The organism is Candidatus Pelagibacter sp. HIMB1495 (assembly GCF_052047955.1).
Classification (GTDB): domain Bacteria; phylum Pseudomonadota; class Alphaproteobacteria; order Pelagibacterales; family Pelagibacteraceae; genus Pelagibacter.
In genome coordinates this window covers 1,143,194-1,163,369 of the sequence record NZ_JBNAIQ010000001.1, presented here as the reverse complement: position 1 = coordinate 1,163,369, position 20,176 = coordinate 1,143,194, and the positions used below count along the sequence as shown (strand labels likewise).

The 20,176-nt window shown below is 31.6% G+C and carries 19 protein-coding genes; 6 read left to right on the top strand and 13 right to left on the bottom strand.

The window, feature by feature from the left end; all coding sequences use genetic code 11:
* Positions 1-3: 3 nt before the first annotated feature.
* From ACTTAW_RS06305 to ACTTAW_RS06295, 3 genes are read right to left on the bottom strand one after another with little or no spacing between them, the layout of a single operon-like run.
* Complete coding sequence (locus ACTTAW_RS06305) at positions 4-1,131, bottom strand: cobalamin-independent methionine synthase II family protein (RefSeq protein WP_262590504.1); 1,128 nt, start codon at positions 1,129-1,131, stop codon at positions 4-6.
* Between the two features lie 3 nt (positions 1,132-1,134).
* Positions 1,135-2,127, bottom strand: coding sequence for an ester cyclase (locus ACTTAW_RS06300; RefSeq protein ID WP_440651560.1), 993 nt, complete (start codon positions 2,125-2,127; stop codon positions 1,135-1,137).
* On the bottom strand, positions 2,097-3,041 hold the full coding sequence (locus ACTTAW_RS06295) for a cupin domain-containing protein (protein ID WP_440651559.1): 945 nt from the start codon (positions 3,039-3,041) through the stop codon (positions 2,097-2,099). Before ACTTAW_RS06295 ends, ACTTAW_RS06300 begins: the two co-directional genes overlap by 31 nt.
* Before the next feature lie 49 nt (positions 3,042-3,090).
* Here ACTTAW_RS06295 and ACTTAW_RS06290 point away from each other — a divergent pair, with 49 nt between their 5' ends.
* The gene (locus tag ACTTAW_RS06290) at positions 3,091-4,176 is read left to right on the top strand and encodes an ester cyclase (protein ID WP_440651558.1); all 1,086 of its coding nucleotides are present in this window, start codon (positions 3,091-3,093) and stop codon (positions 4,174-4,176) included.
* Here ACTTAW_RS06290 and ACTTAW_RS06285 read toward each other — a convergent pair.
* Genes ACTTAW_RS06285 through ACTTAW_RS06260 form a run of 6 tightly spaced genes read right to left on the bottom strand, consistent with a single transcriptional unit; the run spans position 4,173 to position 11,121 of the window.
* Complete coding sequence (locus ACTTAW_RS06285; protein WP_075505893.1) at positions 4,173-4,538, bottom strand: rhodanese-like domain-containing protein; 366 nt, start codon at positions 4,536-4,538, stop codon at positions 4,173-4,175. The two genes, ACTTAW_RS06290 and ACTTAW_RS06285, sit on opposite strands and share 4 nt — an antisense overlap.
* 24 nt (positions 4,539-4,562) lie before the next feature.
* A complete protein-coding gene (gene hisD / locus ACTTAW_RS06280) occupies positions 4,563-5,843 on the bottom strand; it encodes a histidinol dehydrogenase (protein WP_440614200.1) in 1,281 nt (426 codons plus the stop codon).
* Positions 5,844-5,903: 60 nt separating this feature from the next.
* A complete protein-coding gene (locus tag ACTTAW_RS06275) occupies positions 5,904-6,815 on the bottom strand; it encodes a bifunctional enoyl-CoA hydratase/phosphate acetyltransferase (RefSeq protein WP_440651557.1) in 912 nt (303 codons plus the stop codon).
* A gap of 4 nt (positions 6,816-6,819) precedes the next feature.
* The gene (locus ACTTAW_RS06270) at positions 6,820-7,875 is read right to left on the bottom strand and encodes an ABC transporter ATP-binding protein (protein WP_440651556.1); all 1,056 of its coding nucleotides are present in this window, start codon (positions 7,873-7,875) and stop codon (positions 6,820-6,822) included.
* Positions 7,876-7,878: 3 nt separating this feature from the next.
* Entirely contained in the window at positions 7,879-10,071 is a 2,193-nt protein-coding gene (locus tag ACTTAW_RS06265; protein ID WP_440651555.1) for an ABC transporter permease, read from the bottom strand.
* Positions 10,072-10,083: 12 nt separating this feature from the next.
* Positions 10,084-11,121 (bottom strand): ABC transporter substrate-binding protein, encoded by a 1,038-nt coding sequence (locus ACTTAW_RS06260; RefSeq protein ID WP_262590513.1) that lies wholly within the window; start codon positions 11,119-11,121, stop codon positions 10,084-10,086.
* A gap of 155 nt (positions 11,122-11,276) precedes the next feature.
* Between ACTTAW_RS06260 and ACTTAW_RS06255 the strand changes: the two genes are divergently transcribed.
* Positions 11,277-12,125, top strand: coding sequence for a bile acid:sodium symporter family protein (locus ACTTAW_RS06255; protein WP_440651554.1), 849 nt, complete (start codon positions 11,277-11,279; stop codon positions 12,123-12,125).
* On the opposite strand, the gene ACTTAW_RS06250 is transcribed toward ACTTAW_RS06255, so the two are convergent.
* Positions 12,118-13,074: a MarR family transcriptional regulator gene (locus ACTTAW_RS06250; protein ID WP_440651553.1), complete on the bottom strand. Its 957-nt coding sequence runs from the start codon at positions 13,072-13,074 to the stop codon at positions 12,118-12,120. The genes ACTTAW_RS06255 and ACTTAW_RS06250 overlap by 8 nt on opposite strands.
* Positions 13,075-13,188: 114 nt before the next feature.
* Here ACTTAW_RS06250 and ACTTAW_RS06245 point away from each other — a divergent pair, with 114 nt between their 5' ends.
* Positions 13,189-13,386: a hypothetical protein gene (locus tag ACTTAW_RS06245; protein WP_440651552.1), complete on the top strand. Its 198-nt coding sequence runs from the start codon at positions 13,189-13,191 to the stop codon at positions 13,384-13,386.
* Here the strand turns inward: ACTTAW_RS06245 and ACTTAW_RS06240 are convergent.
* The 3 genes from ACTTAW_RS06240 to ACTTAW_RS06230 are packed head-to-tail and all read right to left on the bottom strand — an operon-like array spanning position 13,366 to position 17,025.
* Entirely contained in the window at positions 13,366-14,379 is a 1,014-nt protein-coding gene (locus tag ACTTAW_RS06240; RefSeq protein WP_440651551.1) for an Ldh family oxidoreductase, read from the bottom strand. The two genes, ACTTAW_RS06245 and ACTTAW_RS06240, sit on opposite strands and share 21 nt — an antisense overlap.
* Complete coding sequence (locus ACTTAW_RS06235) at positions 14,380-15,534, bottom strand: epoxide hydrolase family protein (protein WP_440633521.1); 1,155 nt, start codon at positions 15,532-15,534, stop codon at positions 14,380-14,382. It lies immediately after the preceding gene.
* Between the two features lie 3 nt (positions 15,535-15,537).
* On the bottom strand, positions 15,538-17,025 hold the full coding sequence (locus tag ACTTAW_RS06230) for an aldehyde dehydrogenase (RefSeq protein ID WP_440614213.1): 1,488 nt from the start codon (positions 17,023-17,025) through the stop codon (positions 15,538-15,540).
* A 236-nt stretch (positions 17,026-17,261) separates the two neighbouring features.
* Between ACTTAW_RS06230 and ACTTAW_RS06225 the strand changes: the two genes are divergently transcribed.
* From ACTTAW_RS06225 to ACTTAW_RS06215, 3 genes are all read left to right on the top strand, one after another.
* Positions 17,262-18,287, top strand: coding sequence for a TRAP transporter substrate-binding protein (locus ACTTAW_RS06225; RefSeq protein WP_440651550.1), 1,026 nt, complete (start codon positions 17,262-17,264; stop codon positions 18,285-18,287).
* A gap of 90 nt (positions 18,288-18,377) precedes the next feature.
* A complete protein-coding gene (locus ACTTAW_RS06220) occupies positions 18,378-19,661 on the top strand; it encodes a TRAP transporter large permease (RefSeq protein WP_440633518.1) in 1,284 nt (427 codons plus the stop codon).
* A 2-nt stretch (positions 19,662-19,663) separates the two neighbouring features.
* The gene (locus ACTTAW_RS06215; RefSeq protein WP_440651549.1) at positions 19,664-20,170 is read left to right on the top strand and encodes a TRAP transporter small permease; all 507 of its coding nucleotides are present in this window, start codon (positions 19,664-19,666) and stop codon (positions 20,168-20,170) included.
* The last annotated feature ends 6 nt before the right edge of the window (positions 20,171-20,176 follow it).

Below are 20,176 nucleotides of genomic sequence, written 5' to 3'. Positions count from 1 at the left end.
AAATTAAATCACTTTTGACGCAAGTTCTGCGCCAAGTACCAAAGACTCTAGCTTCTTATAAACAATATTTTCATCAACATTTCCAAAGCCCGCAAAGGTACTAAAACCACAATCTGTTCCAGCAACCAATTGATCTTTCTCAACAACTTTTGAATAGGTTACAATTCTATTTTTTACAACCTCGGGATGTTCAACAAAGTTTGTTGTTGAGTCGATTACCCCAGGAGCAATTATTTTGTCATTTGGGATTTTTAAATTTTCAAAAATTTGCCACTCATGAGAATGTCTTGGATTTGACGACTCAATTAAGTATGTTTGTATATTAGCCTTTAAAGCTATAGGCATAATTTTTTCTAGCGCAATGTCATGTAAATGAGGTCCTTCATAATTACCCCAGCAAATGTGCATTCTTATTTTGGAGCTATCTATATTACTAATAGCGTTATTTAAACATTCTATTTGTTTTTCTGCTCTTATTAAAAATTCTTCTTCTGATAAATCTTTAAAAGTCATGTGTCTTGCAAGAGCTAAATCTGGACAATCTAACTGAAGTTTTAATCCATTTGATGTAATTTCTTCATATTCATCTTTCATCAGGTTAGATAAATTTTCTAAATATTCATCATCATTTTTATAAAATTTATTGGGTAAGAAAGCTGAAATAACTCCTGGCGAAGCAGCATTCATAAACGCATCTTTATGATTATTTTTTTCTAAAGCTTGTTTAAAATTATTTATATCTTTTGTTAGAGAAGTTTTGTCTTTAATTTTTAACTCACTTGTACAACAAGGTCTTGTGTAAGTAGGAGTGCCACCTGTTCTTGCAATTCTTTCTTTAAAAGATGGAAAGTCATCTAAATCTTTTGGTGCTTTTCTTTCACTCTCTCCTGAAAAGCCATCAATTCTATCTTTAACATAAGTTGCATAGCTAATCTTAGACATTTCACCGTCACTAATAAAGTCAATTCCAACTTCTTTTTGTTTTTTAACAATATTATCTACATCTCTTTGAACAATTTCATCAAATTGATTTAAATCTATTTTTTCTTTTTGATCTTTTTTAAATAAAAGATCAGATAATTCATTTGATCTTGGTAAACTTCCCACATGTGTTGTTTTAATTTTACTCATAATTTATTTCATTAAAATTTGTTTCCAAATTGCAACCTCATCAAACAAAACCCATTCTCTTATAACATTTCCATCAATTATTTCTGCATGGTTTATACCCATTATAAAAATATTTTTATTTGATTTTTCTCCAAATTCTTCAGTATCTTTTGAATGATTACCTTGCAGAAACCATCGTATTGATGCTTTAGGATTTTTATCTGCTTCTTCTAAATAACCAATATGCTCAACAGAAAACTTCATATCACTCAAAGTATTTTTTAAAGCATTCCAAAATTTGATTATATCTTCTCTCCCATGTCCGATTTTGTTTCCAGGCCAATAAATGGTTGCAGCTCTTGCATAGTCAGAAAAATCATAATCATCTTTAAAGATATTTTTTAATATTTTGGAGTATTTACTTCCAGCAGAATCATCAGGTACAACGCCTTGTTTGTAATCTGAATTCATCTCAGAATTTGAATTAAATAATTGTTTTGCTTTTTCAACGCCGCCTTCTTTATCTATAAGCATTTGAGCGAAATCTTTTGGTGTAAATCCTATTTGTCTTACCATTGCTCCTTGATCACGAACAATCCATTCATCATAGACTTGATTATTTTTGCATGCACAATCAGCAATTACCCTATAATAAATATCTTTATCAGTTGGTTTGCCGTATGAACCATCACCAAGATGTGTTCCTTTACTTAAAATTCTATGAGATGAATGATAACCAATATCATCATTTCCATTCCAAATCACATCTTCTCCAAGCAATTGTCTGTTAGGAAATTCTTTTAAGGTCCCATAAGTTGCATCAATTACAGGTTTATTTCCATACGTGACACCAAAAGGTGATCTAACTGGAATATTGTCGCTATAAAATTGACCAATAGACTCAACATCTTTATTTTCCCAAATTTGTTTAGTTATTTTAAGTATGTAATCAGGAAAGTTTTTATATTTTGGATCAAAACCTTTCATTAGATTTGTGTTACACAATTTAAGTAACATTCCTCATTTTCATCTATTTTAATATTAACGCTAGAATTAATTGGAATAGAAATTGTATCTTTAGCATTTAAAACACACTGAAAATCATCAATCATTATTTCCCATTTTCCAGTTCTTGAGAACATTATTGTAGGTTTTTCAAATTTTAAATTTGTAATATGACCCTTAATGGATTTTAAAATTGAAAGATTAAATCCTGTATCTTGATTTATAACTGGAGAGAATTCCTTCTTTTCAAATTTATTTCCAAGAATTTGAATTAAATTAATGTTCTCATTTAGTTTGTTTTCATGTTTTGAATTTTCATTACTTTTACATATAAACTTTTCTAGTTGATCCAATTTATAGTTATCAAATTTTTTTATTTCCTCTTGAGAAATAGGCTCAAGAATTGTTTTTCCCTCTGGAATTTGATTAATAGATAAATCAATTAACGAATTATCATTTAAAAGTGCCATACCAGTTTTTTTTGCTTTTTCCAAAACACTTGGAACCCAAGTTATAATTCCAGGATCATCTCCACCTAAAACAACAAAAATTAATCCTTCTTCGTCACCTGCGTTTTCAAATGCTCTAAACATGTTAGTTGGCATTGAAATTATGTCGCCAGCATTCAAAATTGTTTCATCTTTCCCTTCTGCCCCCCAATAAAATTTCCATCTACCAGAATAAATAACAAATACTTCTGCAGTTGTATGACTATGTAGGCCTGAACCATTTTGGGGAAGTGCTGACACAGCACCTAAGTTAAAACTATGAGGCATAGCAATTTTTATAAATTGTTTGCTATCTTCAGCTACACCAGGTCCAACTATAGAATAATTTTTTCTTTCTTTGTGACCTTCAAGTTTACCTTCTACAAAGGGCAGGGTACTTGGAACCAGCTCATTAAATTTTGCTAACCTATTTTCCATATGTTTTTCTAATTGAATTATGATATTAACCCTACTTAAATTATTATAAATGCCAATACAACAATTTGATACAGGTTTAAAAGAACAGCAAGGTGTAAAAAAATTAGAAATTACACCTGAAGAAAATTTCAATAATAAAACAAAAGTAAGAGGCTATTTAAAAACAATTATAGAAGGTGGAATATCTAAATTAGATCAAAATATAGAAAATTATTTTGATAAAGATGTAAAAGTTAATTGTTTTCACCCTGTTAATGAATTTGAGGGTGCAAATACATTTAAAGAAAAATTTTGGCTACCTCTATTTGAAGCTTTTCCAGACATTGAGAGAAGAGAACAGATAGTCATTGGAGGTACATTTAGAGATAAAGTTCAAGTTGGATCAGTATCTATGCTTTCAGGGACATTCAAAAAACCTATTTTTGGGATAAAGCCAATTAATAAAATGGTAAATCTTAAATGCTGCGAAGTCCATGAATTGAAAAATGATAAAATTGTAGAGAGTTATATCTTAATTGATTTATTAGATTTGATATTTCAAACAGGAAAAAATCCAATTAAAGCCTCAAGAGGTTCAGAGGGAAATTGGCTAAATCCAATTAATACTGATGGTGTAAATTATTTTGAAAAAGATATGAAAGTTTCTGAAGCAAGTTTAGATCAATCTTTAACGATGCAAAGAAGCTTGAACATCAAGCCAGAGTTAGAAACTAATTCAGATGAAGAATTAAAAGGTAAATTAATTAATCATCCACAAAGTGAATTTTGGCATGATAAAATGATATGGTATGGGCCAAGCGGAATAGGCACTGGAAGAAACTTAGAGGGATTTGTAGATAACCATCAGTTACCATTTAGAAAAACTTTTAAAGAAAGAAATTATTGGAAACTAGGACATTACTGCGAACTTGGCGATGGAAACTTTTCAATGACTGCTGGCTGGCATAGCATACAAGCAGTTTATGGGTCAGATGATTGGTTAGGATACAAATCTGATAATCAAAACGTTACTATGAGAGTAATGGATTTTTACCATCACCACGAAGGTAAAATTAGAGAAAACTGGGTACCTATAGACTTAATACATATACTTAAGCAAATAGGTGTTGATGTTTTAGATTTAATTAAGGACTAATCTTTTAACTTATCCCACTCAGACATACCGCCTGTAATATTTTTAACGTTCTTAATTCCCATTTCTTTCATTGTTTTTGTAGCAAGAGTTCCTTGACCACCTAAACCACAAAATACAACATATTCTTTGTCAGGATTATTTTTAAAAGTATCGTTTTCAATAGGACTTCCTTCAGCTAAATAAAATTCTAGCAAACCTCTATCTAAATGCATTGCATTTCCAATAGTCCCTTTAGAAAAACTTTCTTTATCTCTAACATCAATAAATTGAACATTAGGATCATTTAATTTCTTCTTTGCTTCTTCAGCAGTGATGTTTTCAATTTCATTGCTGACGCTCATTACTTCTTCAAATTTTTTCATGTTAAATCCTATCTAATAAATTGTTTAGTAACCGTATTTTTTCAATCTAACATCACCAGTTCTTGCATGAGCTTCCATTCCTTCATATCTTGAAAGTCTAGCAGCAGCTGCTCCAACAAGTTCAGTAGATTCTTTAGTCATTCTTTGGAAACTTAAAGTTTTGATAAATTTACCAACAAATAAACCACCCGTATATCTTCCAGCACCTTTAGTTGGTAGAATATGGTTTGTTCCTGAACATTTATCACCATAAGCAACAGTTGTTTCTTCACCGATAAATAAAGAACCGTAGTTTTTTAATCTTTTATGGAACCACTCTAAGTTTTTAGTTTGAACTTCTAAGTGTTCAGGTGCGTACTCATCACTAATCGTAGCCATTTCCTCATCTGTATCACAAAGAACAACTTCTCCGTAATCTCTCCAAGCAGCTTCAGCATTAGTTCTTGGTAACTCTGGAAGATCAGCAATAAGTTCAGGTACTCTTTTAATTACTTTTTCTGCTAATTCTTTACTTGTTGTCCAAAGCCAAGCTGGTGAATTGTATCCGTGCTCTGCTTGACCCACTAAATCTACTGCAACGATTTCTGGATCTGCGTTTTCATCAGCAATAATTCCTATTTCTGTTGGACCTGCAAATAAATCAATTCCTACTTTACCAAATAAAATTCTTTTAGCTTCAGCAACAAATTGGTTTCCAGGACCTACTAATATATCAGCAGGCGCATTTCCAAATAAACCATTTGTCATCGCAGCTATTGCTTGAACACCACCTAGGTTCATAATTACATCTGCACCACAAAGATCAGCTGTATAAACAATAGTTGGATGAACGCCAACACCAGGTTTTGGAGAGCTACACACTAAAATATTTTTGACCCCAGCAACTTTAGCAGTTGTTACACTCATTACTGCAGATGCGATATGAGCATATCTTCCAGCAGGTACATAACATCCAGCTGTATTAACAGGAATTAATCTTTGACCTGCATATAAACCTTCAGACAATTCAACTTCAAAATCTTGACCATAATTTTTTAATTGAGCTTCCGCAAATTTTCTGACTCTTTCATGAGCGAACTGGACATCATCTTTTGTTTTTTGATCTAAATTTTTTTTAATATCTTCAATTTTTTCTTTAGAGATAACTACTTCACCTTCATACTTATCAAATTTTTTTGAAAGCTCTTTGCAACCTTCTTCTTTGCTTGTTTCAATATCCTTAAGAATATTTTCAACTATTTCTCTTGTTTTTGTATCGTCAGTTGATGATGTTTTTGGTGATTTTTTTAAGTATGTAATTGCCATTTCTCTCCTTTTAAATTTAAAGTTTTTTAGGTTAATTTTTTATAAAATTCAATTAATCATTTAGTCCAAAGCTACGACTGCCGCAGCTATTGATGCTAATCTTGCTTGCGCTTCATCTGATCTACTAGTTATTACAACCGGGACTTTTCCTCCTACCACAACTCCTGCAGCACAGGCACCCATAAAATAAATCATCATTTTAACTAGGGCATTTCCAGTTTCAACACTTGGAACTAATAGTACATCAGCTTCTCCTGCAACTAAGTTTTTAATTCCTTTAATTCCAGCAGATTTTTTAGAAATACTATTATCAAATGCTAAAGGTCCAAATACATCTGCGTTTAAATTTTCTTCTTTAGCAAGTTTTGTTATTTCAGCAGCTTCAATTGAACTTGGTACACTTTCTAAAACTTCTTCTGTTGCAGACAATACAGAAACTTTTGGTCTTTCAATTCCAATACGATTTGAAAAATTTATTACATTTTTTAGAATATGCATTTTAGTTTTAACATTTGGCAAAACATTTAAAGCACCATCAGTTATAATTAATGGCTTATCTTCTTTTTCAACTGTCATATGCCAGATATGACTTAATCTAGTTTTACCTAATAAGTTATACTCTCGCTTTAAAACTTCTTTCATAAGGACATCAGTATGAATATGTCCTTTAACAATTATTTTAACTTTATCTTCACTAGCAAGTTTAGCTGCAATTTTTGCAGTATTATTTTCAACTGGCTCATGAATAAGTTCATATTTTGAAATATCCCAACCAAGGTCTTCAGCACATTTTTGTATTTCAACTTCATGACCAATAAAAACTGGTTCAATTAGATTTTCATTTACAGCGTCTTGAACAGATAACATGGGTAGGGGTTTACCAGCATTTACAATTGCAACCTTAACTCCTTTTTTACTATGAGCTATATCTAAAAGTTTATTCGGACAGACAATTTCTTTGTTTGAAAGCATAATTTTAGTCGTTAAGAATTTTTACTTCTTGCTCATTTATACTCAAGAAAACTTCTTCTCCAACTTTAAAAATGTCATTTGTATCACCTGATACAACATATAATTTCCCAACTTTAGAATTTAAAATGTATTGATAACTACTGCCCACAAAAGATGCATTATTTACAGTAGCATGAATACAATTATCACCTTTATTTCTATCAATTGATATTTTTTCGGGTCTTAAAGCAACAGAAATATCTCCATTTAACTCGTTGTCACTTTGAATTTTGATATTCATTTCAGCTATTTTGATATCATATGAATTTGAATTTTTATTTATGACCTCAGCTTTCACAACATTTGCATCACCAATAAAGTTTGCAACAAATTTGTTTCTAGGAAAATTATATAGATCTTTTGGACTACCTTCTTGAGCAATTACTGCATTATTCATTACAATTACTTTATCTGAGATAGCTAAAGCTTCCTCTTGATCATGCGTTACGTAAATAGTTGTTACCCCCAACTTTTGTTGGATTTCCCTAATGTCTTCTCTCACTTGTCTTCTTAATTTTGCATCTAAGTTTGAAAGAGGCTCATCAAACAGAAGCACTTTTGGCTCCAATACAATTGCTCTTGCAACAGCAACTCTTTGTTGTTGTCCTCCAGATAGTTCAGAAGGCATTCTGTTTTCATATCCTTCAAGGTTTACTAGTTTTAATGTTTCTAATGATTTTTGAACGTATTCCTCTTTATTTACATTGATCATTTTTAAACCATAAGAAACATTTTCCAATACACTCATGTGTGGAAATAAAGCGTAAGATTGAAATACCATGGATACATCTCTATCTGTTGCAGGTAGCAATGTTACGTCCTCTTCATCAACTAAAATTTTTCCACTTGTAGCTCTTTCAAGACCTGCAATAATCCTTAGTGAAGTTGTTTTTCCACATCCAGATGGACCAAGTAACGTTGTCAACGTTCCAGCTTCAAATTTACAACTAACATTATCAACTGCTGTAGTTTCATTAAATTTCTTTGTAATATTTTCAAACTTCACTTCAGCTTTTTTCATTATCTAAATTCCCTGTAAAATTGATGAGTTTTGATCTCTTCTTCCTAGTTTACGTTTTCCTATTATTAATTGCATTAACATAATTGTAAACAACATTACTACAATTAAAGCAGATGAATATACTATCGCTAAACCATAGTCATTATTTTCTAATCTTCCTAAAATATAAGATACTGCAAGATCATAATTTGCACTGACTAAGAATATAACAGCACTAATTGCTGTCATTGCTCTTACAAAACTAAATACTAATGAAGCAGTAATTGCTGGTTTAAGCAATGGAAGAATTATATTTCTAAAAGTTTGAGCGCTTGATGCGTTTAAAGTTGAAGAAGCTTCATCTAAATGAGGATCAAGTTGGTTCATGGCAGCTATTCCAGCTCTTACACCAACTGGCATATTTCTAAATACAAATGCAATTACTAAAATTATTCCTGTCCCTGTTAATTCTAATGGTGGAACGTTAAAAGCAAAAACATAACTAACACCAATAACACTACCAGGTATTGCAAAACTCAACATAGTTCCAAATTCAAAAGCATTTTTACCTTTAAATCTATGTCTTGTTAAAAGATATGCAGTTAAAATTCCTATTGCAGCGGTAGGTAAAGATGAAATCAAAGCAATTGTAAATGTTGTATTAAATGAATTCCATGCAGTTCCTGTCCACAAGAAGCCTCTGTCTTCTACCCATTCAACACTAAAGGCTTCAATATAATGTTTTAAAGTAAAGCTATGATCAATGCCCCACATTTCTACAAATCCACCAAACATAATCATGACGTAGATAATAAAAGTTAGTAAAGCCCAAGGAAGCACTGTTGAATAAATTACCCATTTTGTTTTATTCGGTAGCTCAGGATGAACTCCACTATCTCCTTTACCTGAAATTGAAATATAAGATTTTTTTCCTAACCATTGATTTTGAAGATAAAAAACAACTAAGACAACAGACAATAAAATCATTGCAAGTATTGCTGCTTTAGTTTCATCATATTGTGCACCAACAATTGCAAAAAATATTTCAGTTGATAGAACATCGTACTCAGCTCCAAGTACTAATGGGTTTCCAAAGTCTGCTAAACTTTCAATAAAACCAAGTAAAAATGCATTGGCTATTCCTGGTCTCATTAAAGGTAATGTAACAGTTTTAAATACTTGCCATTTTGAAGCCCTCAATGTTTGCGATGCCTCCTCCATTGATGGGCTAACACTTTCAACAACACCAATTAAAACTAAAAATGCAATAGGTGTGAAAGCAAGAGTTTGTGCAAACCAAATCCCTGGTAAGCCATAAATCCATCTTGAAGGTTCAATATCAAATCCCCATTCAAGAAACGAACTTACAACACCAGTTCTTCCAAATAAAATTATGATAGCTAAACCGATTACAAATGGAGGTGTGATGATTGGCAAGACAGATAATATTCTAACTGTTTTTTTAAATCTAAAACTTGTTCTTGCTATTAAAAGTGCAAAACCTAAACCTAAAATTGTGGATGAAAAAGCAGTAAGAGTACCCATGGTAATAGTATTCCAAAAAACACCACAAGCATAGTCACTATATAAACAATCTAATCCCCATATCCCTTTGTTAAAAATCTTATCTGAAAAATTACTAATTTCGTAACCACCTTCAGTTCCTTTAAAGGCTACACCAAACATTCTAAATATTGGAAAAAAAACAAAAGTAGATACTAAAATAATTATACTTCCAATACTTCCTACAATAAAATTATCTCCATTTAACCAGCCACGAGATGCAAGGCCGTGAGTAATATAAAATATAAAAGCACAACATGTAAGTACTGCACCTGAACCCATTCCATATTGATTTTCTACATCTCCAAAAATTGATTGGAATATTTCATAATTCCACCCTCTGATCCCAACAGCAAAACCTTGTAAGAAAAAATAAAAGAAACCAAATAAACCTGAGTACAAAAATATTTTTGAATACAGAGGATTGGTTTGATTTAATTTAATTGTAGTTAGAGGTAAAAATAATGGAAAGATTAATGGGAATAACCAATATTTTTTATTTATAAAAACTTGAGGTAGGGCAGATCCGTAATCTTCTAAAGAATACTCTAAAATCCAATTGATTGAGAAAAACCCGTCACCTGTTACATACCATGGAAAGAGAAAGAAACCTGTTCCACCAATTAGTATCCAACAAATGACGAGCCCTCTCATTAATTCCTAAAATTATCTAGGAATTACAGATACGTCTTTATCCCACTTAGATAACAGACTCGCTCTTGTTGCTTTATCTCCATAAACTTTAAAATTGTAATCAATCAAGTTTATAGTTGATAAATCTGGAGCATCAGGATCAGCTTTTGCTTTAGTATTAGATGGTACTTGCAAAGATTTTCCTGAAGTGAACACCATAGTTTGTATTGCAGGACTTAATGCCCAGTCATAAAACTTTTTAGCTTCCTTCATATTTCTTGCACCAGCAATAATACTCATTGATCCAACCTCATAACCAGTTCCTTCTTCAGGAGAAACAGTTACTACAGGTAAACCTTTCTTAGTTTGTTTCACACCATCGTGTTGGAAACAAATACCAATTAAGTTTTCACCTCTTCCAGTTGCTTTAATTGGAGCAGAACCAGATTTAGTATAAGTGTTTATATTTGCATGAAGTTTCTTCATGTAATCCCAACCTTTATCTTCTCCAAAAATTTGAAGAATTGTAGCTAAAGTTGTGTAAGCAGTTCCAGATGAATTTGGATTTGCTACTTGGATTTCACCTTTGTAAATAGGTTTTGTTAAGTCCATCCATGATTTAGGAGCTGGAAGACCTTTTTTTGCTAAAAGATCTTTATTGTATCCAAAACCTAATGCACCAACATAAATTCCTACAGATTTATAGTCAGCATTTTTTGCTTGGTTTTGAGCTGCTGGTAATAAATCATCAAAGTGTTTTGATTTATATTTTTCAGTTAAATTTTCCTGAGCAGCTGTTAAGTGTGGATCACCAGTTCCACCAAACCAAACATCACCTTTTGGATTAGAAGCTTCTGCTTTAATTTTTGCAAAAGTTTCACCACTACTTGCTCTTGTCATTGCAACTTTTGTGCCTGTTTCTTTTTCATAAGCTTGTTCAAGCATTTCACAAACATCAATTTCAACACTGCAATATAAAGTTAACTTTGCAGCAGAAGCTTTGTTTGTTAAGCCAAACATTGTTAATGAAAAAAGAAGGACAATAGATGCTATTTTTAATAGTTTATTCATAATATCCTCTCTAAAGTTATATTAACGAGAAAGTTATTATGATTTTAATTTAATTGTTACCGTTTTATTACAAAATACACCTTCAGGTTTAATTTTTTTTTTAGTTATCCATATCAGATGTATGATATAAAAATTTTTATTGAGAGGGTAGATATTTGGAGATTGTAACTAAAATAGCACCGTTAGCTTTAGCGTTGATAATGCTTGGCCTAGGACTTGGTTTATCTGTAAAAGATTTTACGAGAGTAATTAGAAATCCAAAAGATTTTTTAATTGGAATAACTTGCCAATTAATTCTTTTACCAATTGTAGCTTACATATTGGTTCTAATTTTAAGATTACCAATCGAAATAGCTTTAGGTTTAATGATTATAGCTGCAGCACCAGGAGGTGTTACATCAAATGTTCTGACCAAGTTTGCAGATGGAGATGTAGCTTTATCAATTTCTTTAACAGCTGTTGGAAGTTTAATTAGTATTATTTCAGTTCCATTTATAGTTTTTACTTCAGCTGGAATACTAGGGGTTACTGAAATGTCTACAGATATTACGATGACAGGGATTGCACTTAAAATGGCTCTGGTTGTAACTGTTCCAGTAATTATAGGAATGGTTATAAGAGCATTTGCAGAGAATTTTATCTCTTCAAATATTAACATTGTCAATAGAACTACTAGTTTATTATTTGTTATTGTATTTGCAGCAATATGGATTGAGGAAAGAGAAAATATTTTTAATTATTTAGCTCAAGCTGGAATAGCGGTTTTAATTTTAAATATAGTGATGATGATTTTAGCTTTTTATATTGCTAAAGTTTTTGCAACTGGAGTTGCTCAGAGAAAATGCATTTCTTTAGAGTGCGGCCTTCAAAATGGAACTTTAGCAGTATTTGTTGCATCTCAAATTTTTAATGATGTTGCTTACATGATACCAACAGCTGCTTATGCTTTAGTCATGTATATTACGGGATTTATTTTTATATATATTTTAAGAAGATCTAGTTAATTGTAGCTTTATTTAAAATTTTATAAATTAGTTCTGAAATTTCTTTTATTGTTTGTTCTTGTATTTTTTGGGTTTTTGAAAAAATTTTTTCATCAATTTTAACTGAAATTAATTTTTTTTGATCCATTTTTGCTAAACCTCTTTTAATTAAAAAATTAACTTTTCGAACAACAGTCGGTCTTGGAATACCTGTAATCTCTGATATTGACATGGAATTCAAACCAACTGTATCTGCATAAGATATTCGCTTTCTCCACTTTTCAATATCTATATCCTGGATAATAAATTTTTTACTTGATGATGCATTTGATATTATAAGCAAAGCTACGCATAATGTTTCTAAATCTTTTGTTTCTTTTCTCCATCTGAAAAAGTAAGAAAAAATAAATTTATAAAATTCGTACCAACAATATGAGAAATTATTCTTAATATTATCTGTTATTTCATTGGAAGAAAAAGAGTTTGGAATTTTATTTTCTTGTTTTAAAATTTTTGAAGAAATTGATACCAAATACGATATATTTTTTAATGCGCTTATTGGCTGTACTGTTTCATAAGCAGATCTATCAATAAAAATTTTTTTTCTTGTTCGTCTAATTACGCCTATTTTTTCTAGATAAATAATCTTTCTTCTTACACTTTCTTTAGGCATTTGAAGATCTCTAGAAATTTCAATTATTTTAATTGCTTCGATTTCTAAAGTTTTGTCTTTATAAAAGGTGTTGTAATCGACCTGAATTCCATTTTTTTTAAAAAATTTAAAATTATTATTAACCAAATAGATCAAGATCATATACATTTCTATGTCTTTGAAATTTGAATAAGCACTAATTACCCATTCAGATACAAATTTATAAAAAGCTGGAACGAAATTATTAAATTTTTTATTGATTACTGATGTAACCTTTTTTTCATCCAGTGCATCAGATATGCTTGGTAGTGTGCTCATGATTTAAAAAAACCCAATATGGACAATACATAAATAAGAGTCAACCCATTTTGGACATTCCTAATATGTAATAATGTAACTATTAATGATTAAATGATTTTGTATTTAAAAATTATGAGTACAGAAAGCTTAAATAGAACATCCGTTGAAATTGAGAACCCCCCTCAAAATATTGAAGCTCCACAAAGAGTGAATGTGGATGTTCTAAAGCAAAGACTTCTTGAAGAGAAAAAAAAAGAAAAAGTTAAAAGAACAATCATCGTTTCTTCTGTTGTTGCTTGTTTAGGAGTTTTAACTTTTTTTACTTATTAAAGTTTCTAAATCTTTTTTAATAATATCAGGAATATTAATTTCTTTTTTAAGATTTTGTTTGAAACGATTAAATTTGTTTTGTCCTGGATACATTATTTCTTTTACACCTTTAATTTTAGGTAGTTTTTTAATTGTTTTAATATTGTCTTTAATTCTTTGATTATAATTTTTTTGAAATAAGTTTGCTTTAAACGTTATAAATAAATGTCCAATATTTTGCGGTCCTGAAAAATCATCAAAAGGATCTTTAACTCGACCTGCATGATTTCCTCCTGTTAATACTCCACTTAAAATATCAACCATCCAAGCAAGTCCTGAACCTCTAAAACCAGCAATAGGTAATTGAACTCCTGCTAATGCTTTTTTCGCATCAGTAGTTGGTTTTCCAAATTTATCTAATGCAACACCAGCTGGAATTGTTTGATTGTTTCTTGCAGCAACTCTAATTTTACCTCTGTTAATCATTGAGATTGATGTATCTAAAATAAAAGGAACTTTAGAACCAGTAGGGGTTCCAAAACAAATTGGGTTAGTTCCAAATAAAGTTTTTAATGCACCATGAGGAGCAACTGCTGGAGGAGCATTTGTATAAATCATTGCTATTAAATTTTTCTTAACCGCTTGTTCTGCGTAATAACCTGATAAACCATAGTGACCACTATTTTTTACTGCAACCATTCCTATTCCTGTTTTTTGTGCATGTTTAATTGCAGTTTTTATTCCAAGATCAGCAGCAACAAATCCAATACTATTGTTTGCATCAATATGTGAGATAGAAGATGAAATTTTTTTAATTTTTATTTTTGGTTTTGGATTAATTACTTTCTTAGAAATACGATCACAATACATTTTAAGTCTAGATAAACCATGACCATAAGCACCAACTAGTTCTGCATTGATTAAAGCATTAGCAGAAATTAAAGCATGATCTTTACTTAAACCGAATTTTTGAAAAATCTTAATTACTTGTTTTTTTAATAGGGGTGTTTTCACTTATTTGAATATTTTTAAATCTTCGTTAAAAAAATTTTTAATATCATTAATTAATAAATTTGGAACCTCTAAAGCTGCAAAATGACCACCTTTAGGAAATTTTTTCCATCTTTTAATATTAAAAATTCTGTTTACGTAAGATTTTGGAGGCCACTCTAGCATTTCTTTTGGAAATTCTGCTATTGCTGTTGGAACATTTATTTTTTTAAAATTTTTTGGAAAAGACCTGCCACCTTCTTTTCTTCTTCCAAAATAAATCCAAGCAGCAGTATTAAAACTATTTGTAATAATATAGATCATTATGTTTGATATTAATTCATCATTTGAAAATGTTTTTTCTATCTTCCCTTTATTTAGGTGTGACCAACCGTGAAACTTTTCTAAAATCCAGGCGGCTGTTCCGACCGGACTATCTATCATTGCATAAGATAAACTTTGTGGCTTTGTTGCTTGTTGAGTTCTGTAGCCTTCCTGCATTATTTGATCAAAATTGAATTTTTTTTCCCATTTTTTCTCTTTATTATTTCTTGGTCCTTTTGGATGTCGGATTGGCAAACAATTAATATGAATTCCCTTACAATTTTTTGCACTATCAAGACCAATCCATGCAGCAATAGTCGCTCCCCAATCTCCACCTTGCACAATGTAATTTTTATGACCTAAATTTTTGACCATAAATTTATTTAAAATTTTTCCAATCTTTCTTGGACCTAAAGCTTTTTTAATCGGAGTTGAAAAACCAAATCCTGGTAATGAGGGCACAATGACATCAAAACCATCTTCAATTTTTCCACCAAATTTTTCAGGATGAGCAAGCTTTGGAATGATATCAAAAAACTCAATTACACTGCCAGGCCATCCGTGCAAAAGTAATAATGGTCTTGATTTAGGGTTTTTACTTTTTTCAACAATAAAATGCAGATTTATACCATCCACATTAGTCTTATAGTTTTTAAAAGAATTAATTTTGTTTTCAAATTTCTTCCAGTTATATTTTGAAACCCAATATTGAGATATTTTTTTTAAATAATTATAATTAGTTCCATACTCCCATCCATTTACATTTTGCATCATGTTCCACGGATAGGCTCTTACTTTTTTGTAAATATTATTAAGCGTGCTTTTAGGCACACTTATTTTGTATGGTTTGATCATCAATTAGTTATGACTTATCCAAATAGTTTTCGTTTGAAGAAATGAATTTAAAGCTTCAGTACCTTGATCTCTACTTAAAGAGCCTGATTGCTTATATCCCCCAAAAGGTGTTTTGATATCTCCCTCAGAAAAAGTATTCACTGACACAGTTCCACAAGGTAAACTTTTAGCTAAATGAAATGCTCTATTTATATCTTGAGTAAACACACTTGCATGCAATCCATATTTAGAATTACTAGCAATTTTTAAAGCTTCTTCATCATTTTTTACAGTTAAAACGCCAAGCACAGGTCCAAAAATTTCTTCTTGAGCGATTGTCATATTTTCTTTCAATCCATCAAATAAAGTAGGTTTTGCATAAAAACCCTTTTGTTTCTTGCTGGAAATACCACCTGATAATAGTTTTGCTCCTTCATCAATACCTGTTTGAATATATCCATCAACAGTTTGTAGGTGACCTTTTGAAATCATAGATCCCATATTTGATTTAAGATCTAATGGATCTCCAACTTTTAACTTTTTAACCTTTTTGATAATTTTATGTAAAAATTCATCTTTAACTTTCTTATGAACTATCTGTCTCATATTTGCAGAACAGTTTTGTCCGCCATTCCAAAATGCAGAATTCATTGCGTTATCTATTAAGTCATCAGTAATTTTAGCATCTTCTAATACTATGAATGGACTTTTTCCTCCCATCTCTAATGCAACAGGTTTTAAATTACTTTCACTTGCATATTTTAAAAAGTATCCTCCAACCTCAGTTGAACCTGTAAAAGAAACGGCATCAACATCTTTGTGTCGACCTAAAGCTTCACCAACATCACCATAACCTGGAAGTACATTTAAAACACCATCCGGTACACCAGCTTCTTTTGCAATTTGAGCAACTCTAATAGCTGTGAGTGGTGTATCCTCCGCTGGTTTAATTATTACTGAACAACCCGCTGCAAGTGCTGGGGCCATTTTCCATACCGCCATCATTAAAGGAAAGTTCCAAGGAACAATTCCAGCAACAACACCAATTGGTTCTTTAACAATTAAACTAGTAATAGATGGCTCTGTTGGACCAACTTTTCCAAAAACTTTATCAATTAATTCTCCATACCACTGAAAATGCATTGGAGCATCATTTGCAACTTCATTAATACAATCAGCAATAAGTTTACCTGTGTCTATACATTCTAAAACTGAATTTTCATCACCATGTTTTCTAAGTAATTCAGCAAATTTTAACAAAACTTCTTTCCTGTGCTCGGGTGAACTTTTAGACCACACTCCACTATTAAAAGCTTTTCTTGAAACTTTAACTGCTAAGTCAACATCTTTGTGATTACATTTTGCAACAGCACAAAGTTTTTTACCAGTTGCAGGATTTATTGTTTCAAATTTTTTTCCATCAATGGCATTTACATATTTTCCATTAATAAACGCTCTTCCTTCAAATTTAATTTTACTGGCTATTACTTTGTATTTGTTACCTGAGCTCATAAATTTTTCCTATACATTGTATTTATTTTATTTCTAAAATTTAGTCTAAGACACCTTGAGATTAAAATAAATAGGTTAACTTCTAAATTATCACTTCAACTTATGATTGTAATCCCATTTTGAATAGAAAATTTTTTTTTATGTATACTTCAGTTGCAAACTTCACTAGGCTTTAATTAATTTAAATTGATACTTTAACTAACTAAGAGGAGATAAATAAAATGTTTATTAAAACAATGAGCAAAACACTTATCAAAGTGGTTGCGATTATTTTCTTTGCACAAGCTGCTTATGCAGAAGTAACTCTTAAGCTTGGAACTACTGGTAGATTGGGTATGCCAATTGGTGACGCAATCGATCAGGCTTTAATACCAGCTATGGAGAAAGCATCTGGAGGTAAAATGAAAATTGAACCTCACTACCAAAGAAGCTTATGCGCAGAACAAAAATGTGGTGAACAAGCTAACCAAGGGCTTATAGCTTTGTGGACTAGTTCTACTGCAAACTACGGTAACTTTGGTCCTGAACTAGCAATTTTCGATTTGCCTTTTATTTTCAAATCATTAGAGGATGCTAAAAGAATATCAGATGAATGGTTAGCTGAAAGACAGTGTAAACTAGCTCTTGAAAATGCTGGTCACATTTGCCTTTCTGTATATTCAAGTGGAGGATTTAGACAGCTTGGAAATGCAACTAAACCTGTTCACGAACCAGATGATATGAAAGGACTTAAATGGAGAACTACTAAAAGTCCTGTTGAGTTCATGCTAGTTAAAAATTGGGGTGCAACACCAACACCTTATGACTGGAGTCAATTATATCAAGGTCTTCAATCAGGTGTAGTTGAAGGTCAGTATGTTGCTAGTCCATGGCAGCATGTAGCAAAACTTCATGAAGTTGCAAAATATTTCACTGAGATCGGAGGAATGTGGTCTGGAAATATTTTAGCGATGGATGCTAAGCAGTACAATGCATTGTCTGACCAACAAAGAAAATGGTTACACGAAGCAGCTGATGCTTATGGAGAAAAAGTAAACGAGTTGGATAACGCTTGGATTAAAAATGGTGAAGATGCAATTAAAGCATCTGCTAAAGAGTGGTATGTTCCAACAGAAGCAGAAATGACTAAGTGGAGAGCCGGTGCAATCGGTGCTTGGTTAGATGCTAAAGGTACTTTTGAACCAGAAGTAGCTAAAAGAGTACTTCTAGAACAAGGTATGGATGGATTTGTAGCTCAGTTAGAAGCGGCTGGAGCTCTATAATTCATTAATTAAAACTTTGTGAAGACCATTTAGTTCTATTTTAGAATTAGATGGTCTTTACCTAAAAATAATCATAACTTATAAATATCTATGGAAAGTATTATTTTACTTGTAGTACTCCTTTTGCTGATTTTATTAGGAGCTCCAATTGGTTTTATTTTAATACTGATACCATTTGTTTATATTCTATTAACAGATGCTGTTCCTCTTGTTTTAATTCCTAGTCAAATGTTTACTGCTATAGACTCGGTTCCATTGACCGCCATTGCATTCTTTATGTTAACAGGTGAGCTGATGACAAGCGCAACAATTACTGACCGTTTAGTTGCTTTAAGTAGAGCATTAATTGGACGTATAAGAGGAGGGTTGGCTCAAGTTAATGTTCTTGTGAGTATGTTTTTTGCAGGCATGAATGGTTCTGTTGTAGCAGATACAGCAACCGTTGGAGCATTAGTTTTACCAGCCATGAAGAAAGCTGGTTATCCTGCTGCATTTTCAGCTGCGGTCACAGGTGTAAGTTCGACAATAGGAGGAATTATTCCACCTAGTATCATGATGATCGTTCTTGCTAACGCAACTGAAATTTCAATTGCATCTTTATTTGCTGCTGGGATTGTTCCAGGTATTTTGATTGGTGTTGTGATAATGGTAATCAATCATTACTTTGCAGTTAAATATAATTTCGAGCGTAGTGATCAGCCGTTCTCAGTTCGTCGAGCTGGTAAAGAATTATATCGTTCTTCATTTGCTCTTTTAATACCTTTAGTATTAGTAGGTTCGGTAATGGGAGGTGTCGCATCGGTTGTTGAGGCAGGTGCTATAACTGCTTTAGTTGCTTTGTTTACTGGTGTATTTGTTTACCGAACTATCAAATGGAAAGATTGTACTGGTGCTTTCCGAAGAGCGTTCCGTAATTCAGCAATGGTTTTTATTATCATAGCTGCCTCTGGACCTTTTAGTTGGTTACTTACTTCTCTTGGAGCAATTGGTGATCTTGAAACTTGGCTTTTAGGTTTAGCGGATTCTCCAATATTATTTATTTTAGCATTAATATTATTTATTTTTCTTCTTGGAACCGTAATGGACTCAGCAGTAAACATTATCATTGTTGGTCCAGTGCTTGTGAATGTTATGTCTCAAGCAGGTTTTCCTGAAGTACAAGCTGCAATCGTTGTAATAGTAGGATTTTTAATTGGATCAGTTACACCACCAGTTGGTGTTGCGTACTTTACATCTGCAACAATAGCTCAAGTGCGTTTAGAAAAAGTAGCTGTTGCTTTAATTCCTTACCTGGTTGGACTATTTTTACTTTTATTTTTTATCTTAGTTGTTCCAGAATTAACAATGTTTCTTCCTAATCTATTGAGTAATTAATGATGAAATTTTTGAATAGTATTGATCGTTTTGTTCATAGGGTACTTGAAGCGATGTGTTCAATATTTTTGGCGGCGATGGTTGGCTTTACTCTTTATAACGTTACGATGAGATATGTTTTTAATAATCCTCCTGTATGGGGAGATCTACTTACAGTATTAAGTAATATTTGGTTGATGTTTATAGCACTTTCTTTGACAGCTAGAGATAATGAACATGTAGCTTTAAATTTAATATATGAAAAATTACCAGAGAGAGTTTCCTTATACATTCGTCAGTTCTGGAAAGTTATGATTATGATAATTGGTATCGTCTTAATTATATATGGAATTGAACTTGTAGAAGGTATGAGAGGGAAGTATTGGGAAATGTGGTATTTTGAAATTAGTATGCAGGGTATTGAGTTCAAACCAAATTATATGCCTAAAAAATATGCAGTTGCAATCTTGCCATTAGCTGGATTTTTAACTACTGTTGGTGCTGCAATAAGTTTTATTAAAAAAGTCTAACTTTAA

What these genes read in the sequence shown, in the direction of transcription:
- ACTTAW_RS06275 (WP_440651557.1), bottom strand. Translation starts at nt 6,815, where the DNA reads ATGCTTTCAAACAAAGAAATTGTCTGTCCGAATAAACTTTTAGATATA.
- ACTTAW_RS06260 (WP_262590513.1), bottom strand. Translation starts at nt 11,121, where the DNA reads ATGAATAAACTATTAAAAATAGCATCTATTGTCCTTCTTTTTTCATTA.
- ACTTAW_RS06235 (WP_440633521.1), bottom strand. Translation starts at nt 15,534, where the DNA reads ATGATCAAACCATACAAAATAAGTGTGCCTAAAAGCACGCTTAATAAT.
- ACTTAW_RS06300 (WP_440651560.1), bottom strand. Translation starts at nt 2,127, where the DNA reads ATGTTACTTAAATTGTGTAACACAAATCTAATGAAAGGTTTTGATCCA.
- ACTTAW_RS06220 (WP_440633518.1), top strand. Translation starts at nt 18,378, where the DNA reads ATGGAAAGTATTATTTTACTTGTAGTACTCCTTTTGCTGATTTTATTA.
- ACTTAW_RS06250 (WP_440651553.1), bottom strand. Translation starts at nt 13,074, where the DNA reads ATGAGCACACTACCAAGCATATCTGATGCACTGGATGAAAAAAAGGTT.
- ACTTAW_RS06290 (WP_440651558.1), top strand. Translation starts at nt 3,091, where the DNA reads ATGCCAATACAACAATTTGATACAGGTTTAAAAGAACAGCAAGGTGTA.
- ACTTAW_RS06230 (WP_440614213.1), bottom strand. Translation starts at nt 17,025, where the DNA reads ATGAGCTCAGGTAACAAATACAAAGTAATAGCCAGTAAAATTAAATTT.
- ACTTAW_RS06245 (WP_440651552.1), top strand. Translation starts at nt 13,189, where the DNA reads ATGAGTACAGAAAGCTTAAATAGAACATCCGTTGAAATTGAGAACCCC.
- ACTTAW_RS06215 (WP_440651549.1), top strand. Translation starts at nt 19,664, where the DNA reads ATGAAATTTTTGAATAGTATTGATCGTTTTGTTCATAGGGTACTTGAA.
- hisD (WP_440614200.1), bottom strand. Translation starts at nt 5,843, where the DNA reads ATGGCAATTACATACTTAAAAAAATCACCAAAAACATCATCAACTGAC.
- ACTTAW_RS06285 (WP_075505893.1), bottom strand. Translation starts at nt 4,538, where the DNA reads ATGAAAAAATTTGAAGAAGTAATGAGCGTCAGCAATGAAATTGAAAAC.
- ACTTAW_RS06270 (WP_440651556.1), bottom strand. Translation starts at nt 7,875, where the DNA reads ATGAAAAAAGCTGAAGTGAAGTTTGAAAATATTACAAAGAAATTTAAT.
- ACTTAW_RS06295 (WP_440651559.1), bottom strand. Translation starts at nt 3,041, where the DNA reads ATGGAAAATAGGTTAGCAAAATTTAATGAGCTGGTTCCAAGTACCCTG.
- ACTTAW_RS06265 (WP_440651555.1), bottom strand. Translation starts at nt 10,071, where the DNA reads ATGAGAGGGCTCGTCATTTGTTGGATACTAATTGGTGGAACAGGTTTC.
- ACTTAW_RS06305 (WP_262590504.1), bottom strand. Translation starts at nt 1,131, where the DNA reads ATGAGTAAAATTAAAACAACACATGTGGGAAGTTTACCAAGATCAAAT.
- ACTTAW_RS06225 (WP_440651550.1), top strand. Translation starts at nt 17,262, where the DNA reads ATGAGCAAAACACTTATCAAAGTGGTTGCGATTATTTTCTTTGCACAA.